Annotated in this window: 17 protein-coding genes; 12 read left to right on the plus strand and 5 right to left on the minus strand. The window is 37.5% G+C overall.

Annotated elements, in window-relative coordinates:
* Nucleotides 1-43: 43 nt before the first annotated feature.
* The 5 genes from EWU22_RS07610 to truA all read left to right on the plus strand — a co-directional run bounded on the left by EWU22_RS07610 (nt 44) and on the right by truA (nt 6,413).
* On the plus strand, nt 44-532 hold the full coding sequence (locus tag EWU22_RS07610; RefSeq protein ID WP_130925073.1) for a (2Fe-2S)-binding protein: 489 nt from the start codon (nt 44-46) through the stop codon (nt 530-532).
* Nucleotides 529-2,709: a xanthine dehydrogenase family protein molybdopterin-binding subunit gene (locus EWU22_RS07615; protein ID WP_130925074.1), complete on the plus strand. Its 2,181-nt coding sequence runs from the start codon at nt 529-531 to the stop codon at nt 2,707-2,709. The genes EWU22_RS07610 and EWU22_RS07615 overlap by 4 nt, the downstream gene beginning before the upstream one ends.
* Nucleotides 2,709-3,290: a nucleotidyltransferase family protein gene (locus EWU22_RS07620; RefSeq protein ID WP_130925075.1), complete on the plus strand. Its 582-nt coding sequence runs from the start codon at nt 2,709-2,711 to the stop codon at nt 3,288-3,290. Before EWU22_RS07615 ends, EWU22_RS07620 begins: the two co-directional genes overlap by 1 nt.
* A 110-nt stretch (nt 3,291-3,400) precedes the next feature.
* Nucleotides 3,401-5,629: a phosphoribosylformylglycinamidine synthase subunit PurL gene (gene purL, locus EWU22_RS07625; protein ID WP_130925076.1), complete on the plus strand. Its 2,229-nt coding sequence runs from the start codon at nt 3,401-3,403 to the stop codon at nt 5,627-5,629.
* Nucleotides 5,630-5,645: 16 nt separating this feature from the next.
* Nucleotides 5,646-6,413, plus strand: a complete 768-nt coding sequence (truA, locus tag EWU22_RS07630; RefSeq protein ID WP_130925077.1) for a tRNA pseudouridine(38-40) synthase TruA — start codon at nt 5,646-5,648, stop codon at nt 6,411-6,413.
* Here the strand turns inward: truA and radA are convergent.
* A complete protein-coding gene (gene radA / locus EWU22_RS07635; protein ID WP_130925078.1) occupies nt 6,385-7,764 on the minus strand; it encodes a DNA repair protein RadA in 1,380 nt (459 codons plus the stop codon). The two genes, truA and radA, sit on opposite strands and share 29 nt — an antisense overlap.
* 104 nt (nt 7,765-7,868) lie before the next feature.
* Here radA and EWU22_RS07640 point away from each other — a divergent pair, with 104 nt between their 5' ends.
* From EWU22_RS07640 to EWU22_RS07650, 3 genes are all read left to right on the plus strand, one after another.
* A complete protein-coding gene (locus tag EWU22_RS07640) occupies nt 7,869-8,549 on the plus strand; it encodes a porin family protein (RefSeq protein ID WP_109322726.1) in 681 nt (226 codons plus the stop codon).
* A gap of 15 nt (nt 8,550-8,564) precedes the next feature.
* Nucleotides 8,565-9,590 (plus strand): phenylalanine--tRNA ligase subunit alpha, encoded by a 1,026-nt coding sequence (gene pheS / locus EWU22_RS07645; RefSeq protein WP_109322727.1) that lies wholly within the window; start codon nt 8,565-8,567, stop codon nt 9,588-9,590.
* Between the two features lie 68 nt (nt 9,591-9,658).
* Nucleotides 9,659-12,637, plus strand: coding sequence for a glycosyltransferase family 117 protein (locus tag EWU22_RS07650; protein ID WP_130925079.1), 2,979 nt, complete (start codon nt 9,659-9,661; stop codon nt 12,635-12,637).
* An 85-nt stretch (nt 12,638-12,722) separates the two neighbouring features.
* Here EWU22_RS07650 and dnaJ read toward each other — a convergent pair whose 3' ends face one another.
* The gene (dnaJ, locus tag EWU22_RS07655) at nt 12,723-13,880 is read right to left on the minus strand and encodes a molecular chaperone DnaJ (RefSeq protein ID WP_109322729.1); all 1,158 of its coding nucleotides are present in this window, start codon (nt 13,878-13,880) and stop codon (nt 12,723-12,725) included.
* Between the two features lie 8 nt (nt 13,881-13,888).
* Nucleotides 13,889-14,413: a nucleotide exchange factor GrpE gene (locus tag EWU22_RS07660; protein ID WP_130925080.1), complete on the minus strand. Its 525-nt coding sequence runs from the start codon at nt 14,411-14,413 to the stop codon at nt 13,889-13,891.
* A 100-nt stretch (nt 14,414-14,513) separates the two neighbouring features.
* On the opposite strand from EWU22_RS07660, the gene queG reads away from it, so the two are divergent.
* Nucleotides 14,514-15,455, plus strand: coding sequence for a tRNA epoxyqueuosine(34) reductase QueG (queG, locus tag EWU22_RS07665; protein ID WP_130925081.1), 942 nt, complete (start codon nt 14,514-14,516; stop codon nt 15,453-15,455).
* A 31-nt stretch (nt 15,456-15,486) separates the two neighbouring features.
* Here the strand turns inward: queG and EWU22_RS07670 are convergent, their stop codons facing one another.
* Nucleotides 15,487-16,515 (minus strand): GntR family transcriptional regulator, encoded by a 1,029-nt coding sequence (locus EWU22_RS07670; protein ID WP_130925082.1) that lies wholly within the window; start codon nt 16,513-16,515, stop codon nt 15,487-15,489.
* Nucleotides 16,516-16,817: 302 nt separating this feature from the next.
* On the opposite strand from EWU22_RS07670, the gene EWU22_RS07675 reads away from it, so the two are divergent.
* Genes EWU22_RS07675 through EWU22_RS07685 form a run of 3 tightly spaced genes read left to right on the plus strand, consistent with a single transcriptional unit; the run spans nt 16,818 to nt 22,441 of the window.
* On the plus strand, nt 16,818-20,918 hold the full coding sequence (locus tag EWU22_RS07675; protein WP_130925083.1) for a hybrid sensor histidine kinase/response regulator transcription factor: 4,101 nt from the start codon (nt 16,818-16,820) through the stop codon (nt 20,916-20,918).
* Entirely contained in the window at nt 20,905-21,909 is a 1,005-nt protein-coding gene (locus tag EWU22_RS07680) for a zinc dependent phospholipase C family protein (protein ID WP_130925084.1), read from the plus strand. Before EWU22_RS07675 ends, EWU22_RS07680 begins: the two co-directional genes overlap by 14 nt.
* A 1-nt stretch (nt 21,910) precedes the next feature.
* The gene (locus EWU22_RS07685; protein WP_109322735.1) at nt 21,911-22,441 is read left to right on the plus strand and encodes a metallophosphoesterase family protein; all 531 of its coding nucleotides are present in this window, start codon (nt 21,911-21,913) and stop codon (nt 22,439-22,441) included.
* Nucleotides 22,442-22,671: 230 nt separating this feature from the next.
* Here EWU22_RS07685 and EWU22_RS07690 read toward each other — a convergent pair whose 3' ends face one another.
* Nucleotides 22,672-23,538, minus strand: coding sequence for an AraC family transcriptional regulator (locus EWU22_RS07690; RefSeq protein ID WP_130925085.1), 867 nt, complete (start codon nt 23,536-23,538; stop codon nt 22,672-22,674).
* Nucleotides 23,539-23,600: the final 62 nt, after the last annotated feature.

Below are 23,600 nucleotides of genomic sequence, written 5' to 3' on the forward strand. Positions count from 1 at the left end.
TTGATTTTATTGTAAATTTATGTTCTAATCTATAAATAAAGCCATGAGTAAGTATAGCATCAAACTTAATGGGAAGAAGCATCAGGTTGATGTAGCTTCCGATACACCTTTATTGTGGGTAATTCGTGATGAAATAGGTATGACGGGCACTAAGTTTGGATGTGGGATGGGTTTGTGTGGTGCTTGTACTGTATTATTAAACGGTAACCCAATTCGTTCATGTTCCACACCTATTTCAAGTATCAAGCCTGAAGATAAACTGCTTAGTATTGAAGGTTTATCAGCCAATACAAATCATCCTGTGCAATTGGCTTGGATTAAAGAACAAGTTCCTCAGTGTGGATATTGTCAATCAGGTCAGATTTTAGCGGTAGCGGCTTTGTTGGATTCCAATCCTAATCCAAGTGACCAAGATATTGATACTGCTTTGGCAGGAAATATTTGTCGATGTGGTACCTACCAAGACATGCGCAAAGCGATACATGCTGCAGCTAAAACGATAAAAGCCACTCCTAAAACGAAATCCAAATGAGCACGAATACAACAAAACAAACCTCGAGAAGAGATTTTATCAAGATTAGTGCTCAAACAGCAGCTTTTCTTGCCATTGGTTTTGAAAATTTAGCTAATGGGAAAGGGGTGAAGGTCAAGAATATGGCTCATGAACCGCATATTGGAGTGGAAATAAATCCATATGTCCTGATCAATGAGTCAGGTAAAGTAACCTTGTTTAATGCTAGACCCGATATGGGGCAAGGGACTTCTCAGTCTATTCCTATGTTGATTGCTGAGGAATTGGAAGTGCGTTTAGACCAAGTAGAAATTGTTACATCCGATGGTTCAGCTAAATTTGGCTCTCAGCTTTCTGGTGGATCCTCTTCTGTAAGTACTCGCTACTTGCCTATGAGAACCGTAGGTGCCGCTGTTAAAGAAATGCTTATTCAAGCTGCTGCCAATCAATGGCATGTACCAATAAGTGCATGTTATGCCAAAGAAGGCCGAGTTTATCAAAAAAATAAAAATATCAGTTTAGGATATGGGGAATTAGTAGCCGCTGCGGCTAAATTACCTGTGCCAGCTAATCCAGTTCTCAAAAATCCAGCTGATTTTACCCAAATAGGAAAGTCTATTCCAAGGCCAGAGATTCCTTCCAAAGTAAATGGAACGTCAAAGTTTGGTATGGATGTAGTAATACCCGGTATGTTGTATGCAAGTATTGCTCATGCACCCAGTATACATGCCAAAGTAAAATCTTACCATGGGGAAAAAGCAATTGCTAGTCCAGGCGTCAAATTCGTTCTGAAAACAGAGCGTAAAATGCCACATGCCAGTACAGAGGCTGTTGCCGTATTGGCTGATTCCTATTGGGCTGCCCTAAAAGGAAAACGTCTTTTGGATATTGAGTGGGAAAGTACTGTGGCCGACGAAATGAGTACAGAGAAGTATTTCAACCAATTGAAAGAAGCTGGCAAGTCTCCAGGATTTGAATACAAAGAATCATTAACTGGTGATGTGAATAAGGCATTTGCCAGTGCCAATAAGGTCATAGAGGCTTCGTACCAAACACCTTTTTTAGCACATGCGCCGATGGAGCCTGAAAATGCTACGGTATATGTGCAAGATGGTAAAGTGGAAGTTTGGGCTCCCGTACAAGGTCCCGATTCCTTAGTGACTGAATTAGCAACCTATTTAGGCTTTAAAAAGGAGAATGTTAAAATTAATGTTACTTTCTTAGGTGGTGCTTTTGGTCGGAAAGCTTACTATGATTATGTGCTGGAAGCCGCTCATTTATCCAAGCAAATCAACGCACCAGTCAAAGTAGTTTGGACAAGAGAAGATGATACCCAACAAGGACCATTCCGTCCGGGTATGTTATCTGTTATGAGAGGTGCATTAGATGCACAGGGTAAAGTTCAAGCTTTTGAACATCGCTTAAATGGTGCTTCTATATTAAATCAGGTATTCCAAGTTCCTTTGGGTAATGCTCCAGATCCTTGGGCGGAAGAAGGAATCAATTTACCTGATAGTCCTTATACTTTTCCCAATAGAAGAAACTCCTTTAGCCTAGTAACTACTAAAATCCCTATTCTTTGGTGGAGATCGGTATATGCTTCTACCAATTTATTTGGTCAAGAATCATTCATTGATGAATTGGCACATCAAGCAAAGAAAGATCCTTTGGCATTCCGATTAGAATTACTTGCTGGTTCTCCTCGATTTGTAGGAGTTTTAAAGAAACTAGCAGAATTGTCGAATTATCAACAATTGAAAGCCCAGGGTAAAGCCGTGGGAATAGCTATTGCACGATCTTTTTCTTCCATCTGTACGCATGCTATCGTGGTAGAAAAACAAGGGAATGGCGTGGTGATCAAAAAAGTATATTCTGTGATTGACTGTGGCGTGGCTATTAATCCACGAAATATCAAAGCCCAAGTGCAAAGTAATATTACGATGGGTTTAACTGCTTCCATTAAGAATGAAATTACGGTTGTGAACGGTCAAACCCAACAAAGTAATTTTCATGATTATGCTGTACTCCGACAAGGGGAAATTCCAGAAATCGAAGTATTTGTTATGCCAAGTGCCGAAGCTCCCGGTGGAGTAGGTGAGCCAGGACTTCCTCCAGTGGCTCCTGCCTTGTGCAATGCTGTATTTTTAGCAACGGGTAAGCGAGTAAGAACATTGCCATTTGATATCTCAAACGTCTAATGATTGGAGTTCTGTTAGCAGCTGGTTCTTCTTCCCGACTTGGTGAGCCAAAGGCTCTAATAAATTTAGGTCAGAAAACATTAGTTGAAAGGAGCTTGCAGGTTTTGCAAGCTCCTTTTATTGATACCATTGTAGTAGTACTTGGGGCTGAAAAAGAGGCTATAAAGGCCCTTATTTCTCATGAAAGGGTTGAAGTGCTGGAAAGCCAAGAATGGCATTTAGGTCAGGGTAATACCTTGTCAGAATGTATGCGAGTTTTAGCTCCTCGAAAAGAGCCTATTCTCGTCATGTTAGTAGATACTCCCTTTGTTCAAGAAAAGCATATTGAGGCAATCTTAGTTGCTCATCAAAAAAATCCAAGTCAAGTCATCATCTCTTCCTTTCAGGGTCAATCATCCCCTCCTGTATTGATTCCTTTTGAACACCAACATAAATTGTACGAATGGAAAGGGGATAAGGGTTTTGGGCCATTTTGGAAATCCCATCCAGACATTTGTCAATGGATTTCCTTTGATGAAGAATATCGAGATTTAGATACTGCCGAGGATAAAAAGTATTGGCAGGAAAATTGGGATAAATAGTCCAAATAATCGGAATAATCCTGAGGTAATCGTTTCCCTCCAAGCAAAAATTATTACCTTTGTGCTCAATTGTGTGCTTCCAAGCCATTTCTTACATTAAAATTGATATTGTGGAATCCAACGAAAGCTTACCCACCCTCGAAACTGCCAAAAAATTAGGTTTACTTCCAGAAGAATATGATCGTATTCAAGAGATTTTAGGTCGCAAGCCTAACTTCACAGAATTGTCCATTTTCTCAGTGATGTGGTCTGAGCACTGTAGTTATAAAAACTCCATTGTTTGGTTAAAAACCTTACCAAAAGATTCTCCACGTATGCTAGCTAAAGCCGGAGAAGAAAATGCGGGCTTGGTTGATTTAGGGGATGGTTTAGGATGTGCCTTTAAAATTGAATCGCATAATCACCCATCTGCATTAGAGCCTTATCAAGGCGCAGCTACAGGTGTAGGTGGAATCAATCGTGATATATTTACCATGGGTGCTCGTCCGATCGCTCAACTGAACTCTTTACGTTTTGGCAATATTGATTTAGCTAAGACCAAATGGTTGGTTAAGGGTGTTGTGAAAGGTATTGGTGATTATGGTAATGCCTTTGGTATCCCTACAGTAGGTGGAGAAGTATTCTTTGATGATTGTTATTCAACCAATCCATTAGTGAATGCCTTTTCAGCAGGAATTTTGAAGGTAGGAAAACAAGCATCTGCCATCTCTTATGGCGTTGGAAATCCCGTTTTCATTGTGGGTTCTGCTACTGGTAAAGATGGTATTGGTGGAGCAAGTTTTGCTTCAGAAGATATTACTGCCAAATCTTCTGAGAAATTACCTGCTGTACAAGTAGGTGATCCTTTCCAAGAAAAATTATTATTAGAAGCTTCCTTAGAAATCATTGAAGCAGGTTGTGTGATTGGTATTCAAGACATGGGTGCGGCAGGTATTATTTGCTCTACTTCTGAAATGTCTGCCAAAGGAGAGCACGGTATGATTATTGACTTATCTAAAGTTCCTACCCGTCAACCAAACATGAAACCTTTTGAAATTCTTTTATCAGAATCTCAAGAGCGTATGTTAATTGTAGTAGAAAAAGGTAGAGAGCATGAGGCTAAAAAGATATTTGATAAGTGGGATTTAAATTGTGAACAAATTGGCGAAGTGACTGACACCAAACGTCTTCAATTCTTCCAAGATGGTCAATTAGTAGCTGACGTACCTGCCGATGATTTAGTTTTAGGTGGAGGCGCACCAATCTATCACCGTGAATACCGTGAACCAGCTTATTACCAAGAGTTTAAGAAATTCATGATAGATTCTGTTCAAGATTTAGAAGCGGGTGAAATCAGTAAAGCATTTGATTTCTTAATGAATCACCCAAACATCGCCTCTAAAAAATGGGTAGCAGAACAATATGACTCATCTATTGGTCGTGCTAATCGTAATACCAATGCTCCTTCGGATGCTGCGGTAGTGAAAGTGCATGGTTCTAAGAAATCGATAGTTATAACGGTCGACTGTAACTCTCGTTACGTGAATGCAGATCCAGAAGAGGGTTGTGCCATTGCAGTAGCGGAGGCAGCACGCAATATTGTTTGTTCTGGAGGTGTACCCGTAGCGATTACCAATTGCTTGAATTTCGGTAATCCATATGTACCAGAAGTATATTGGCAATTTGTGGGGGCTATCAAAGGTATGAGAAAAGCCTGCTTGGCATTTGAAACTCCTGTAACTGGCGGAAACGTAAGTTTTTATAACCAATCGTCTGACGAAGGTCCAGTATTCCCAACGCCAACCATCGGTATGTTGGGTATCTTAGAGGAGGCAAGTCAGAAAATGACGTTAGATTTCAAAGAAGAAGGAGATTTGATTTATTTGGTAGGAGAAAGTGTGAATGATATCGCTTCTTCTGAATATTTATATTCTTACAAAGGAGTAAAAGCTAGTCCATCTCCACATTTTGTTTTGGAAACTGAGCAAAAAATTCAAGGTGGAATCGCTAGTTTGATTCAGCATTCATTGATTCAATCAGCGCATGATTTATCCGATGGAGGTTTGTTAGTAGCCTTAGCTGAGTCTTCATTCCCTCGTCAAAAAGGTTTTGCCATCAATTCTGACAATAATATTCGTCAAGATGCTTTCTTATTTGGAGAAGCTCAAAGCCGTGTATTGGTGTCTGTTGCTCTTGAGAAACAAGCCGCATTTGAAGCTCAATTGAAGTCGCAAACGATTCCATTTAGTGCTTTGGGAGTGGTAACAGGCCATGATTTTATAGTAGATGGACAAATTGTTTCTTCTCAAGCTAAGGCTTCTGAATCATTTCATACAGCGTTAGAAAAAGCATTGAATTAAATAAATCCAACTAGAAATGAGCCGTTATCTACTACAGTTTTCGTACGATGGCGGCTTTTTTCATGGATTTCAAATCCAGCAGAATGCCGTTTCAGTTCAGTCAGAACTAGAGAAGGCATTAAGTACCATTGCTGGTATTCCAATTGATTTAGTAGGAAGTAGTAGGACAGATACGGGCGTCCATGCCCGAGAACAATTTGCTCATTTTGATATTATTGAGGAGGCGAATCAGCCAAAGGTGGATTGGGTATATCGATTGAATCGAATATTGCCTGCCAGTTTAGCCATTCAAGCTATTTATCAAGTACCTGATGAGTTTCATGCCCGTTTTGATGCTACGGGCAGGACTTATGAATACCATATTAGTCTATCAAAAGATCCATTTTCAAGAGATCATGCTTATTGGTTTGAAGCTCCAATGAATATGGAGGCCATGAATCAAGCAGCCCAGCTATTATTGAATCACCGAGATTTTCAGAGTTTTTCAAAAGTAAAGACAGATGTGACGACATTCGATTGTCAAATCAGTCGGGCAGAATGGCAAAAAGAAGGAAATCAGTTGATTTTTACCATTGAGGCAAATCGATTTTTGAGAGGGATGGTTCGTGCTATTGTTGGTACACTGATTGAAATTGGATTAGGCAAATGGGATGAAGCGGATTTAATCAGAATTTTAGATGCTAAAGATCGAAAGCAAGCAGGAAGAGCTGTACCCGCGCATGGATTGCATTTAATCCATGTTGCTTATCCAGAAATTACTTTCGTTTCCAAATGTTCATCATAACTTCCATCCAGGTACTAGCCAGCTGAACTTTAATTGTTTTGGCTTTATAATTGATGCTTTTTTGGTTGTATTTACTGATCCAAATCTCTTTGAATCCCAGTTTTTCTGCCTCAGCAATACGTTGATCGATACGCGTTACTGCACGAAGTTCTCCACCCAATCCTACTTCAGATGCGAAACAAATGCTGGAATCTATGACTTTATCTTCGTGAGAAGAAAGTAAAGACATACAAGCAGCCAAATCCAAGGCAGGATCATCCACTCTGATTCCTCCTGTTATATTCAAAAATACGTCTTGCGTTCCTAGCCTAAATCCTCCTCTTTTCTCTAATACGGCGAGTAACATATTCAACCGTTTGGCATCATATCCTGTAGCTGTTCTTTGAGCTGTGGCATAAGATGTTTGGGTTACTAACGATTGAATTTCAATCAAAAGTGGCCTGTTTCCTTCCAAAATAGTTCCAATAGCGATACCTGAGGCAGGCTCATCCCTAGAGGAAAGAAGGATTTCGGATGGATTACTCACAGGTCTAAGGCCATTGCCCAACATTTCATAAATACCCAATTCAGAAGTACTACCAAATCGATTTTTGGTAGTACGAAGTATACGATAGATCATATTTCGATCACCTTCAAATTGAAGAACCGTATCCACTAAATGTTCTAGCACTTTAGGGCCAGCTATAGATCCTTCCTTTGTAATATGCCCCACTAAAAAGATAGGCGTGCCACTTTCTTTGGCAAATCTCATGAGCTCCAAGGCACATTCTCGAATTTGTGACACCGAACCAGGGCCGGATTCAATTTGATCAGAATATAGGGTTTGAATGGAATCAATAATGATTAAATCAGGCTCTAAGTCAACCAAATGCTTGAAAATCTGTTGAGTATTTGTTTCTGTTAAGATGTATAAATCATGAGAGATAGGTCCAAGACGATCAGCTCTTAATTTGATCTGTTGTTCGGATTCTTCTCCGGTAACATACAATATTTTGGGGCCTTGAAGTGATAGAGCTACTTGAAGCAATAAAGTAGATTTCCCAATTCCGGGTTCTCCTCCAATCAGGACTAAACTTCCAGGTACAATACCTCCACCCAATACCCGATTGAATTCTTCATCCGAACATTGAAGTTTTGGACTGCTCTCAAAAGTGATTTCTTGCAATAATTTCGGTACAGGAGCCGTTCTATGAGTGCTTTTATTTTTCCAAACTTCAGCAGGATGAATGGTAGTTTCAAGGAGTTCTTCCACAAAAGTGTTCCATTCTCCGCATGCTGGACATTTCCCTAACCATTTAGGTGATGATTGTCCACAAGATTGACAAATAAAAGAGGTTTTGGCTTTGGCCACATAAATAAATTAAGAACCCAAAATTACGCTTTGATTTGGTTTTTCCTTTTTTTTCGGAGTAAAAAGGATAATTTTACAAGCTAATTGAATTAAACCGCCCAATCATGAAAAAGTCAATGAAATTCAGCTTACTGTTTTTGTTCCTTACAGGAATAATTTTTCAAGCTAATGCCCAATTTGGTGCTCGAAAAGTGACAGGTAGTTTATTCCGTTTTGGAATAAAAGGAGGTATCACATTATCTTCTATTAATGTAGAAAGTATGACGTATAAAGGAGCATCTGTTCCAATAAATGATATAATTAACCAAAACTTAGCTTTAAAAACAGGTTATGTAGGTGGTGTATATGCCCGTGTGGGTCGTAAATTATTCATTGAGCCTGAAGTGTTGGTGACTGCGAAAAATGCTACAATCAATGTAACAAGTTTGAATAAAATGGTCGATGTTGCTTACACGAGTTTAGATGTCCCTTTATTATTGGGATATAAACTTGGTCCATTGCACGTATTGGCAGGTCCTGTGGCTTCATATAATTTGAATTCGGACAATACCATTGCTCAGGCCATTACTTCAGTAGCATCATCTGCTTCTGTTCGAGATGCGATATCTAAGGCCTATTTTTCCTACACGGTTGGTGGAGGTGTCGATTTGTTGGGATTAACCTTAGACCTACGTTATGAAGGTAATTTGACAGATTTATCAAGAACTGTACCTATTCCAAGTGATGTAAATATTTCTCAAAAGGCTAGCGTTTGGCATCTTACCTTGGGAATTAAAATATTATAATTAAATTTTTTTTGAATGAATGAACAAATAAAGGTGATTCAGGAAGAAATTGAGGCTTTTGTCATTTCCAATGAATCTGAAGTAGAGCAATTCCGAATTCAATTTGTGGGTCGTAAAAGTCGATTAGCCAGTTTATTTGATGGCTTAAAAGATGTACCTGCTGAAAATAGGAGAGAGGTTGGACAAGCCTTAAATCAATTAAAAAATCTAGCTGAAAATAAGTTTAATCAAGCGCAGGAATCATTTGCTGATGCTAAGTCTAGCTTTGAAATTCCTTCGGATTTGACGGTATCTAGCCCAGTTCAGCAAGGTACTTTACATCCTTTGACTTTAGTTCGTAGCCGAATTTTAGAAATCTTCAATCGGATGGGATTCTCTGTTTCAGATGGTCCAGAAATCGAAACGGATTTCTACAATTTCACGGCTTTAAATTTTCCAGCAAATCACCCTGCAAGAGAAATGCAGGATACTTTTTTTATTGAAAAAGGAGCTGGCGAAATACAAGATGATGTTTTATTAAGGACACATACTTCCAACGTACAAATCCGATTGATGCAACATCAAAAACCGCCTATTCGATCCGTTATGCCAGGCCGAGTATACCGTAATGAGGCTATTTCTGCACGTGCGCATTGTCTTTTCCATCAAGTGGAAGGATTGTATGTGGATGAAAAAGTAAGTTTCAAGGACTTAAAAGATACATTGTATCATTTTGCCAAAGAAATGTTTGGCAAGGATACGAAAGTACGTTTCCGTCCATCTTACTTTCCATTTACTGAACCAAGTGCAGAAATGGATATTACTTGTCTATTGTGTAAAGGAGAAGGTTGTAATGTATGTAAGCAGGCGGGTTGGGTAGAAATTGCAGGAGCGGGTATGGTGGATCCTAACGTTTTAGAAAACGTAGGTATTGATTCAACGAAATACAATGGATTTGCATTCGGAATGGGAATTGAACGCATCACCATGTTGAAATATCAAATCAAGGATTTGCGCTTATTTACTGAAAATGACGTTCGCTTTTTAAGGCAATTCAATTAACAACTCTTAACAGAAAGCTTTTTTTTGACAGGATGAATCCCTGTACATTTGATTTTAATTTCTAAAATATGATGAATTTTAAACGCTTAAATAACCTAACTGGTTGGGCAGTATTTGCTATTGCTTTAGTTACGTATACGCTAACCGTTGAGCCAACTGCTTCTTTTTGGGATTGTGGAGAATTCATCGCCTGTTCCTATAAATTGCAGGTTCCTCACCCTCCTGGAGCACCTTTATTCCTATTGTTAGGTCGTATGTTTTCCCTATTAGCCCTAGGTGATGTGAGTCGAGTTGCCTTTTGGGTAAACATGCTTTCGGTGCTAAGTAGTGCATTGACTATTTTATTTATGCATTGGACCATCGTGATGATTGGTCGTAAGGTTATTAATAAGTCATTTGAAGAATTATCGAAGCCCGAAACCTATACCTTATTGTTTTCAGGTGTAATAGGTTCCTTAATTTATACATTCTCTGATTCTTTCTGGTTTTCTGCTGTTGAAGCAGAAGTATATGCCATGTCGTCATTCTTTACAGCCATCGTAGTTTGGGCTGCGTTCCGCTGGGAATTGGTAGAAGATCGTGCTGAGGCAAATCGCTGGTTGTTATTTATTGCCTATTTGGTTGGTCTATCCATTGGTGTCCATTTATTGAACTTGGTGACTTTACCAGCCTTAGCTATTTTATATTATTTCAAGCGTGAAGCTAAACCTACTTACAAAGGCGGTTTTATCGCCATGTTTGTTGGATTGATAATATTGGCGATTATTAACTCAGGAATCATTCCTGGTTTACCTTCCATCGCGTTCAAGTTTGAATTATTCTTTGTGAATTCGTTGGGACTAAGTAATGGTAGTGGAGCTTTATTTTTCTTGTTTTTAGTCATTTTAGCCGTAGTCTTTGGTATTCGTTATTCGTATGCCAAAGGTAAAGAGGTATTAAATATTGCATTATTCTCTTTTGTTTTCTTGATGATTGGTTATTCCACGTACACCGTGGCATTAGTACGTTCAGGTTATAATCCTCCGATCAATGAAAATGATCCTAGTAATATTTTGAACTTCTTGAAGTATTTGAAAAGAGAGCAATATGGTGAGCGTTCTTTACTTTATGGTCCTGTGTATACGGCTGAAATTGAAGAATTTAAACAAGGTGAGCCAGTTTACAAGTTGAAAGACGGTAAATACGAAGTCTATACCTACAAGCCTGAATACGTTTACCAGAAGGACCAGCAAATGTTGTTGCCTCGTGTTTATAGCAATTCACCTCAGCATGTGGCCTTGTACCAAGAAATGTTGGGTATTCCTGCAGGACAAAAACCTAGTTTTGGGGATAATTTACGCTTTATGTTTACGCATCAGGTGGGGCATATGTACATGCGTTATTTGCTTTGGAATTTCTTGGGAAGAGAAAGTGATTACCAAGATGCCTGGGCTATTAACCCATTTCAAGATTCGTCCAAATTACCAGATAATTTAGCCAATAATAAAGCTAGAAATAACTATTTCTTTTTGCCACTGATTCTGGTTTTCTTAGGTTTTTACTTATTGTATAGTAAAAATGAAAAGGATTTCTTGATAACCATTTTAATGTTTGTTCTCAGTGGGGTGGCATTAGTAGTCTATTTGAATTCTCCGCCTGTAGAACCTCGTGAAAGGGATTATATTTATGTAGGATCCTTTTATTTTATGGCTATTTGGGCTGGTTTGGGTGTTATGCAAATTGGCGATTGGCTGACAAAGATTGTCCGTAGCCCGCAGTTAAAGTGGTCATTATTAGCTGTATTTGGGCTTTCTGCCCCATTGATTATGGCTCAGCAAAACTGGGATGATCATGATAGAAGTGGTAGATATCACCAAATTGACTTTGCTAAAAATCTATTGAATAGTTGTGCTCCTAATGCCATTCTATTTACTGGAGGTGATAATGACACTTTCCCTCTTTGGTATGTACAAGAGGTAGAAGGCTTCAGAACAGACGTTCGTGTATGTAACTTATCTTTATTAGGAACTGATTGGTACATTGATCAAATGAAGCGTCAAACTTACCAGTCAATGCCCTTGCCAATCGAGTTAACGAAAGATCAATTTTTGGAGGGTGTTAATGATCAAATTATGTATAATGGTAATCCGAATATCAAAGGAATGTCATTACCCGATTATTTGGATTTATTACATAAAAACGACCCAAGAATTCAGGCGCAGACTCAGTCGGGAGATATGATTAATACATTCCCATCAGATTCATTGGTTATACCTGTTAATCCAACGGAAATTGCGGCTAGTAATTGGTTTCCTAAAGAGTTTACACCATTCTTGAGCACCAGCATTGGATGGAAGCTACCAGGTAAAAATATTTTCAAAGGAGAGTTGATTCAATTGGAAGTTATTTCCAACAATGCGAAAGCAGGATGGAAGCGCCCCATATATTTTGCTTCTACCTTACCTAATGACCAATATTTAGGATTGAAAGAAAGTATGCAATTAGAAGGTTATGCGTATCGTTTGATGCCTTTCAAGATTCCAGGAGCTAAAGATGGTTTCGTGAATACAAAAATCATGGCGGATAACTTCTTGAATAAAATGTATTGGAGAGGTTTAAATGATGAGAAGATTTACTATCATGGCGATTTTTATCTAGGGATTCCTAGTGTAACTGCTCGTTTAGGAGTTTATCGTTTAGCAGATCAGTTGATTCGTGAAGGTAATTTGCCAAAGGCTAAGCAAGTATTGGATTATTTGGATAAGGTAATGCCTAATAAAGTAATTCCATACGATCAGTTCTCAGCTAGTTCCGTTGGATTGTATTTGGAGATTGGTGATGAAGCTAAGGCTTTAAGTATGGCAAATACCATTATTAAGCGTAATTCTAAGGCGATTGATTATTATTTCTCTGAAGATAATATTCGTTCACATGATCGGGATATTCAGATTGCATTTTATGAAATGAATTTGATTGTTTCGGCTTTCAAGGAATCAAAAGTAAATCCAGCTAAATACAAGGAGTTGGAAGAGATTTTCAATAAGCAGGTTACCCGAATTAATGGATAAACACGAGATTGATTATTCCTTGTAAACGAAGAAAGGCTTGATGATTCAAGCCTTTCTTCGTTTTATTTACCTGTATTAGTTATTTCTAACTAAACATATCTCGAACTTTATGGAAGAATCCTTTGTCAGATTTTCCTGGTTGAGGAGCAAAATTTTCCGAGCTTCTTAATTTCTCCAAGATTTCGGTTTCTTCTTTAGTTAATTGCTTAGGAGTCCAGATATTCACATGAACCAATTGGTCGCCAACATGGTAACCATTTAATTCTTTGATTCCTTTGCCTTTTAAGCGAAGAATTTTGCCGCTTTGAGTTCCTGCTTCTAAATTGATTTTAGCTTTACCTCCGATCGTAGGAACCTCAACCGAGGTACCTAAAGCTGCATCTGCAAAGCTGACATATAAATCATAAATGATATTGTTGCCATCGCGATGTAATACATCATGCGCTTCTTCTTCAATCACTATTAATAAATCACCCGCTACACCACCACGAGGGGGAACATTTCCCTTACCATTCATTGACAGTTGCATATCATTGGAAACGCCTGCAGGAATTTTGATTGGGATGATTTCTTCTTCTAAGACACGACCTTCACCAAAGCATACGTCACATTTAGCACCAACGCTCTTGCCTTCTCCACTACAGGTAGGACAAGTTGATGAAGTCACCATTTGCCCTAACATAGTTTGTTGAACACGACGAACCTGACCTGAACCTTGACAAGTTTGACAGGTCTTTAAGTCGGTACCGTCCTTGGAACCATTTCCAGAGCAGGTCTTACAAGCTACATGGCGTTTAACTTTGATTTTCTTCTCAACACCATTGGCAATCTCTTCTAAATTTAGCTTTAGCTTAATACGTAAGTCAGAACCTTTACGTTGGCGTCTTCCTCCGCCACCTCTGCCTCCAGAGAAAAAGCTGCCAAATGGGCTTTCATCGCCAAAGATATCTCCAAAATTAGAGAAGATATCTTCCATGTTCATATTACCTCCATTGAATCCTCCACTTGCAGCTCCACCCATACCAGCATGTCCAAATCGGTCATATTGAGCTTTTTTCTGCGCATTGCTTAAGACTTCATAAGCCTCTGCCGCTTCTTTGAATTTCTCTTCTGCTTCCTTGTTATCTGGGTTTTTGTCTGGGTGGTATTTGATGGCCATCTTACGATACGCCTTCTTAATCTCCTCCTCAGAAGCTGTTTTAGCTACTCCCAATACCTCGTAATAATCTCTTTTTTGAGCCATTTTTGTTATTAATTACCAACCACCACTTTCGCAAAGCGGATGACCTTTTCATGTAGTGTATATCCTTTTTCTATAACCTCAATCACTTTCCCTTTATCAGCTTCTGTAGGTGCTGCAAATTGGGTAATGCAATCATGTATCTCTGCATCAAAAGTTTCTCCTTTAGCAGGAAGTTCTTTTAAGCCTTTTGATTGTAGGACTGAGTTGATTTTGGCAAAAATTAATTGAATTCCTTCAGAGATTTCACCCTCAGGTGCATTGGCTAGTGCGCGTTCGTAATCATCGATGACTGGTAGTAAATCAACAATCAAACCAGCTGAGGCTGTTTGGATTAATTCTACTTTCTCTTTAGCTGTTCGCTTTCTGAAATTTTCAAAGTCTGAATACAAGCGAAGGTATTTTTCCTTCATTTCGGCCAACTCATCCGTAGGAGTCTCTAGTGTTTCTGTCCCTTCGTTATCTGTCAAATTTTCCTGATTTTCGGATTGGATTTTCTCTTCCTCTAAATTATTCTCGTTTTCTTTCTTTTTCATAAGGCAAAATTAATACGCTTTCATAGCCACACAAATCATAAGCCAAAAAGTATTTTATGACAGTTTGGCAGAGATAAGGCATCTTCGTAATTTTAGGAATATGACACTAGATTCCAAACAAGTTTCTTCTTTGATTAAAAAACGAGCCTTTGAAGCAGGTTTCTCCTTTTGTGGGATATCCAAAGCCGACTTTTTGGAAGAAGAAGCTCCTAGATTGGAAGCTTGGTTAAATCAAGGTCTGCAAGGAGAAATGGCTTATATGGCTAATCATTTTGATAAGCGTTTAGACCCAAGAAAATTAGTGGAAGGTTGTCAAACGGTTGTTTCATTAGTTTTTAACTATTATCCAAGTCCATCTTTAACTCCCTTAAACCATCATTTTAAGGTATCTAAGTATGCTTTTGGAGAGGATTATCACCGGGTAGTTAAAGATAAGATGCAAGTCTTATGGGATGCAATGCAGGAGGATTTAGGAGAAATTTCAGGCAGGATGTTTGTTGATTCGGCTCCAGTATTAGAAAAAGCTTGGGCAAAAAAATCAGGATTAGGATGGATTGGTAAAAATGGCAACTTAATTATTCCCAAACAGGGGAGTTTCTATTTCATTGCAGAATTGCTCATTGACATACCTGCAGAACCTGATGGACCTATCAAGGATTTTTGTGGTACATGTACCCGTTGTATTGATGCATGTCCAACAGAAGCGCTAACACCTTATTGGGTGGATGGATCTAAATGCATTTCATATTTCACCATTGAATTAAAAGAAGGCATTCCTGCATCGATGAAATCCGATTTTCAGGATTGGATCTTTGGATGTGATATTTGCCAAGATGTCTGTCCATGGAATCGCTTTTCCACACCACATCAAGAACCTAGATTAGAAGCGAAATCGGCTTTTTTAGAGATGGAGAGGGGAGATTGGGAGGATTTGTCGGAAGAGGTATTTAAAGAATTATTTCATTATTCAGCCATCAAACGTACTAAAATAACAGGCTTACAGAGAAACATTCAGTATATAAACAAAAAAAACGAGTCATGAATTTCATGACCCGTTTCCACAAAATTAAACCCTAAAGTGATAGTCTTACGATCAATTCTAGATCAATTTCTTCCGTAGTCTTATAGCTTTCTCCTATGAGTGCAGCCGCTCTTCGACCGATTTTTTCAGGTTGATTGGAAAGTACCGTGATTCCACCTGATAATATTTCTTTATATCCTTGATCATTGTAGGATATGATTCCTATGTCTTGTCCTAGCTTCCAGTTTTGCTTATCTGCGTATTTGATGGCCTGAATTAAGTCGGAATCATCTAAAGTGAAGTATACTTCGCCTTGGTTTAATTCTTCTCCGTCCAGACCATCCAATACTTTAAAATCCATGTTAATGGATTCACAGAAATCTCCACAGCCATTGATAAATTCCGCATCGAAGTATTCTTCTTCAGTTAATACGAGATTCAAGCAACGGTATTTTTGAAACAGGTTTGTATGGTTGGTAAACTCTTGAATGATTTGTGATTTAGGATGACAAACAATACTCGCATGAGTATTTTGCATACTTTCAAACTGCTGGTCTAATAAGATCAACCTATCTCCGGCAATCTTTTTTAGGCATTTGATGTTTTCTTCTTCCTCTTCGATCAAATGTGGCATAATGACATAATAATGGTAATTGCCTAATTGTTGACCTAAGATCTCTTGAAACTGACGCGTCTTATATTGATAGGTGAAAATATCTACTAAAACGTTTTTGCCAACCGCTTCGTTGAAAGAATTGAAAATTGCTTTATTGGTATCAGTAATTTTTCCAACTAAAAACATCACTTTGGTTTTTAGTTTCGAGGAAGAATTTGAAATGAAATAACCTTTTCTAAAGATGGAAGTTATTGCTCCCATTTTATGTAATTCCGTATATGCTCTTTCTACGGTATCACGAGATAAATAACATTCTTCTGAAGCTTCATTAATGGAAGGAAGGCGCTCACCTGGCTTCAATTCTCCCATCTCAATATCTTGTAGAAGTGAATTAATTAATTGCTGGTATTTCGGCAACTTATTGTCAAAATTTTTGCCAGAAAACGAAACAAATGATTTATTCATAATTTGATTCAGATAAATTTTATAATGGAGAGCTGTTTAGGATAAAAACTAAATTATTTTGTCTTTAAACGTGCTCAAAATTAAGTTCGAATGCTTGGATACTTTAGGACAAATCTTTCATATATCAGGATATATCTTGCAGAAATAGCGTTTTGAAAGATTTTAAAGGGAAAAATTGCCTTTTAATAAGCTTTTTGGGTCAAATTATCTGTTAAGCTTTTATTTCATTAAGGGATAAATCAGCTCAGGATTCAGGAATAATTTTCTAATTTTAGTTTTTATTTTTCTGATTTCTTCATCCTTTGAAACGACAAATTAGCCTTTTCTTGATTTTGTTTTTCGGAGCCAGTCTACTACTCTTGGCTCAGAAAAGTCAACGATATGAGAGGTTGACTACCGCTTCGGGTTTGTCTCAAAGTACCATTTCAAAAATCATTCAAGATAAGAAAGGGTTTCTGTGGTTTGCCACTTCAGATGGTTTGAACCGGTATGATGGAAATAATTTCGTTGTATTTAGAAGTGATCCATCAGATTCAACAACCTTGAGTAGTAGCGATATTTTCACCATGTGTGAAGATGACGAAGGGAATATGTGGACAGGTACACGTAATGCTGGATTAAATAAAATCGATCTAGCTTCAGGTAAGGTGTATCGTTTTTCCAAAGGTCCTAATGGGGAAGATTTCTCTTCGATGACTGTTTCCTCTATTTTGAATTTAGGAAATCATCGGGTCATGGTTTCTGCCACGGGCCTAGGGATTTTAGTCTATGATACGCGCGAGAACAAGTTGATTGCCAAAGAATCAGATGTGAAAAATCCCATGATGGCTGATGTTGTGAGGATTTATCGACATTCTAAGGGGTCAATATGGTTTGGTACACGGACAGGATTACTTATCTCTCGACTAGGACCCAGATCCTATTTGCCATTTAAGTTGGCCGAGAACAATAACACACCGGATTATCGGGTAAGGGTAATTAATGAAGCCTCCAATGGAGACATTTTAGTTGGGACTGAAGGTCGAGGCTTGTTTCGCTTTAATCCTCAAAATCAACATTTTACACGTGTCTTTTTTAATTCGCAGAATCCTTTAAGTCGGCAAAACATCGTTACCAGCTTAACCAAAGATGCTTATCAGAATTTATGGATAGGTACAGACAATGGTGTTTATGTATTGAAAAAAGAAGATTTTTCATCTTATTATCAAATTTCTTCTAATCCAGATCCTGATTTAGGGATTAGCTCTTTTTCCGTTACTAGTTTATTTACAGATGCCAATTTAAATACTTGGGTAGGTACTTGGGAAGCAGGTTTAAATATTGCTTTTTATCAGAAACCACGCTTTTCAATTCTAAGGTATAAACCTAATACCTTACAAGGTTTATTAAGTAACAAAGTAACCGCAATAAGTGCTAGCAAAACGGATCCTAATGGAGTTTGGATTGGACTGAACGTTGGGCTTTCGTATTTTAATTATAAAACAGGTAAAATAGAGCATATTGTTAATAATGCAGGAGTTAACAAATTAAACCCTGTGGCAGATTTTGATGTGAGTTTATTACAGTCGGATTCAGAAGGAAATCTATGGATTGGAGTTTGGGGACATGGATTAATAAATTTAACACCACAGAGAAAGCAAGTGGCCTATCCATATCAATTGGGTAACCGTGCAGCCAATTTAACTGCCATGAATTTGATGGGAGATAAATTACTTCTAGGCACGGCAGGCTTAGGAGTGATAGAATTTGATATACCTAGCAAGAAGTATCGAATTCCATATCCAGCTTTAGGAATTAAGAATTTCGGTACAAAGAATATATCGAGTCTATTAGTGTTGGATAATAAGCAAATTTGGATTGGGACAACGGGTTTTGGTATTTATATCTACAACATCGCCACCCAACAATTAACCCACATTGATAAAAATGAATCGGCTAATGGTATTCGATATAATAATATCACTAAAATATTTCAAGATCGAAATAAGCGAATATGGGTGTTGACCAATGGTGGAGGGCTGCATTTATTTCTTGGTCCGGGCAAGGGATTTAGAAACTTTACCGTAGCAGATGGTTTAGCTTCTAATACACTAAGAAGTATGATGGAAGATAAGCAAGGGAATTTGTGGATAAGTACCAATGGGGGTATTTCCAAAATGAATTCTAAAACACTCAAATTTGTCAATTTTGATGAATTAGATGGTCTTCAAGGAAAAGAATTTTTAGCTCAAGCATATAGTCAAAATAGCAAAGATTGGTTGTTCTTTGGTGGAGCCAATGGCCTTAATTTCATCAAGGCGGATAGTTTGAGGATGAAAATGGATATTCCTCCTATTTATTTGACGGGATTGAAAATATTTAATAAACCCGTGAAAGTGGGGGATGAAAACTCACCCTTAGATAAGGATATCCTGCAAACCAAACACTTAATTCTTCAACCAGATCAAACAGTATTCAGTTTAGACTTTGTGGCTTTAGAATATCAAAGACCTAAAAATAACCGCTATGCCTATTATTTAGAAGGATTTGATAAGGAATGGAATGAGGTAGGAACTCAGCGGACAGCTACTTATACCAATTTAAATCCAGGAGATTATACATTCAAAGTAAAGGCTACGAATTCTGATGGAGTTTGGGGAGAAAAACCTTTTGAATTAAGCATTACCGTATTACCCCCATGGTATCGAACTTGGTGGGCATATGGCCTTTATACTTTCTTGCTTTTGGGGATGATATTAGGTTTTATGAGGGAAGTAAGAATCCGCGAGGCCTTTAAAACGGACCTTCGAATGAAGGAAATAGAGAAAGAACGCATTCGTGAATTGGAACAAGTAAAAACTCATTTCTTTACTAATATATCACATGAATTAAGGACACCTTTGACTTTGATTATCAGTCCTTTAGAAAAGTATTTTTTAAATAATACCCAAGCTAATAAAGAGCAGAAGTCCAGAATTTTATCCATTTATCAAAATGCGCAAAAGCTATTACATCTGATTAATCAATTATTGGATTTGTCGAAAATTGAAGCGGGAAAACAACAACCTGTGATTGCTCAACATGATTTGATTTTGCAAGTGAATGGAATTCTACAAGGCTTCGAGACTTATGCTGTGCAAAAGCAGATTAAGTTGAAATGGACTGCTCCTTTGGAATCCTTATTCGTCTATTATGACGCAGACATTATAGAAAAATGTATCAGTAATTTACTGTCAAATGCATTCAAACATACGCCTGAGGATGGAACGATAGCGGTTAAAATGGATTTGGTTAAACAATTCAAAGCGGATTCAGAGGAAGTTCAGATGGTGAAAATCCATGTGATGGATACAGGTAAAGGAATAGACTCGACTCATTTGCCCCATATATTTAATCGCTTTTACCAAGTTCCTGATTCGATTGGTCGTGTTGGCACTGGGGTTGGTTTATCTCTTTGCAAGGAACTCATGGAACTGCATTTGGGTAAAATCGATGTTTCGAGCGAACTGGGCAAGGGAAGTGATTTCACTATTGAATTTAAGGTGACGAAAAATGACTATGATTCATCTTGGATACACGCTTATCCTGTTTTCTCTAATGAGGAGCCTCTATCAGCGATTAAGAAGACAAATGAGCTAGAAATAGAACAAGAGAAACAAATTTTGATGGTGGTGGATGATCATGCAGAAATGCGTCTGTTTATCTCCGATATTTTCAAGAATCGATTCCAAATTATTCAAGCTGAAAGGGGAGAGGAAGCTTTGGAAATGGCATTGAAGTTTATTCCTGATGTATTAATTACCGACTGGATGATGCCTGGAATGAGTGGCGTGAATCTGTGTAGAGCTTTACGACAAAATCCAAAAACGAATCACATTCCTTTGTTGATTTTAACTTCTAAAAGTTCTCATGAAAGTCAGATTGAAGGTATGCAAGCTGGGGCAGATGATTTTGTTTCCAAACCTTTTAACGCCGATATTTTAGAAATTAGAGTGAATAAGTTGCTAGAGACCAAGGAACGAATGAGGAAAAACTGGCAAATGCAAATGATACAGCAAGGTCTAACAGAAGGGAAACTTCCTGTCTATGAAGACCCGTTTTTACAAAAAGCTACTCAATTGGTCATTGATCACCTTTCGGAAGCCGAATTTGATGTGGATGATTTGGAAAAAGGATTGGATATGAGCAAAATGCAATTGTATCGTAAACTAAAGAACTTAACATCGCTAGCAGGTAATGAGTTTATACGTTCCATTCGATTGCAACAAGCCAAATTATTATTAGAAAATTCAGAATACAATATATCCGAAATTGCTTATCAAGTGGGATTTAATGATCCAGCTTACTTTACGCGTGCCTTTAAAAAACAATATGGAAAATCTCCCAAATCATTCATTCAACAAGTCCAAGATGAAAAATCCTAAGTATTACTTTTTATTCATTATTCCAATCACTCTATTGATTACTTCTTGGGGATTTTTGGCGCACAAAACTTTACAGCAAGTATCCATTTATTCTCTACCAGAGCCCTTAGGGGCCTATTTTTATGCAAATCAAGATTATTTAGTCAATCAATCCATTCGACCAGATGTTCGTCGAAACGAAGATAAATCGGAAGAGGCTAAACATTATTTAGATATGGATGCAGATTTATTTGGAGCTAATTTTAAAACCGATATTCCTCATGACTATGCTGCTGCAGTTGCCAAATATGGCCTAGATTCCCTTCGTAAAGAAGGTTTGGTACCCTGGGAAGTAGTTCGAGTTTATGGTCGATTAGTGAATGCTTTCAAAAAGGAAATGAAAGATTCTGTGTTGTTTTATGCAGCTGATTTAGGTCATTATGTTGCAGATGCTCATGTACCCTTGCACACGACTAAAAATCACGATGGCCAATTAACAGGGCAGAAAGGATTGCATGTTTTGTGGGAGACCTTAGTGCCTGAAGAACAATTAACGCAATATAATTTAGCTACCTATCAAGCTAAACCATTGATGTATATCGCTAAACCTCAAGATTTTATCTTTGAAATTTTATTGGAATCACATGCCATGTTACCAGAACTATTTCAATTGGAAAAGGATGTCACATTGGCTATTGGTGTTGATAAAAAGCATATGCAAGTAGTTAGAAACGGAAGAACATTAAATTACTACACCAAAGAATTCATTCAAGCCTATGGCAATAAATTAGGAGCAAAGGTGCAAGATAGAATGTTGGTTTCGGCTCATCGAGTGGCTTCATTTTGGTATTCAGCCTACAGAGATGCAGGTTCTCCTGCTTGGGTTAAAGCTGACTCCAAAGTAAACCAAGAATTAATGGCAGCATTTCAAGGAGAGAAAAAAGCATGGCTTGCCAATACCTTGATTACAGATAAATTATTAATCTCTTTAAAAAACAAAAGGGCAGAGTAGTGTGAAGAAAATATTGATTATTTCAGATACACATTCCTATTTAGATCCAAGATTGGAGCCTCATTTACAAGACTGTGATCAAATTTGGCATGCAGGAGATTGGGGATCTGTTCAGTTGGCAGATCAATTAATCGCTTACAAAAAGCCTATTGCTGGAGTTTATGGAAATATTGATGATAGAACTATCCGCAATATGTATCCCAAAATCATGCGGTTTCGTTGTGAAGAGGTAAATATAGCCATGACGCATATAGCGGGAGCACCTTCCTCTTATAAACCTGATGCTTACGAGGCTTTTTCAAAGGGTATTCCTCAGATTTTTGTTTGTGGTCATTCCCATATTTTACAAGTTAAACGAGATATCAAGCGAAATAACATGCTTTTTATAAATCCAGGTGCAGCTGGACAGCATGGATTTCATCCGATTCAGACGGCTATTCAATTGAAAATAGATGGATCCAGGATTTATGATGTTGAAATCATTCAAATGGAACGAAATAGAAAAGTGCCCAAAGAAATGCTGGAAGGCTAAACTTTAGATTGCGCTAAAGAAAGAAAGGTGTAAACACGGAATGTTTACACCTCATTATATGAACACAGGATTTGGTAATTAAAAGGCGAATTAAATAATATGATTAATTAATAATGTCTTGACCAAAATCATAATTAGAAAACTTGTTCTACTTATAACATGACAAAATTCAATAAAATTCGTAAGTGGCAAAAGGTTAATTTATGCCTGATGATGGTAAATCTGTTACCTTAACTGAGTTCGGATCTAAATTCAAGTGGAGTAATTCCTGTTAATTTCTTGAAGTATTTATTGAAATTGGTAGGTTCATCAAAACCAGTTTCAAAACAAATTTCCTTGATAGAAAGCGTTGTTGAACTGAGTTTTCTTTTGATTTCAAGAATGACGTAATCATCTAAGAATTCCTTCGCAGTACGATGCGTGAATCTTTTCGATATTTCATTTAAATGTTTGTACGAGATATTCATTTTCTCAGCATAGTCATTGACATTCCTACTTTCCGAATATTCGCTTTCAATTAAATTTTTAAATTTTTCAAAAACTTCAAAGCCTTGCTTAGTGATACCTTCTGTAAATAATAAGTTTCTATTGTTTAGCTTGTACAGAATGATGGAAAATAACGATGAAATAATTTGATTCTTGAGCACATAGGGGCTGAACACATTTTCAGAAGCTACTCTTCCCGCATAATCCATCATACATTCATCTAATTGATAAACAGGCTTAAATATGTGGTAATTGAATAGTTGAGAAATATGAAAATATGTACTAGGAGTAAAGTAGTTTAATAAATATTCCTTGGTAAAGAATATGAAATAACCATGGTAGTCTGACTCCGAATTTAATTCATGTATTTGATTCGGCGAGATAATTAAACACTCATTTTCTTTAACCAAAAACTCTTGGAAGTCAACCTTATGTTTAACGGATCCTTTTGTAATGATGAGAAGTACATAAAAATCTATTCTATGTGGAAAGAATGGGGTATTGGGTTCAAATTTTGACCAATCTCTATGATAAAATTCTTGCAAATCAACACATTCAAAACCCTCTGATTTAAGGTCTTCCTTGAAGGATATTTTAGGAATAAATTTCAAATACTTAATACAATAAAAGGTGAAACATGTAATCCTAAAATCACCATAGTAGTATGGTAATA

The sequence above is a fragment of the Aquirufa nivalisilvae genome (genome assembly GCF_004307455.1).
GTDB classification, from domain to species: Bacteria; Bacteroidota; Bacteroidia; order Cytophagales; family Spirosomataceae; genus Aquirufa; species Aquirufa nivalisilvae.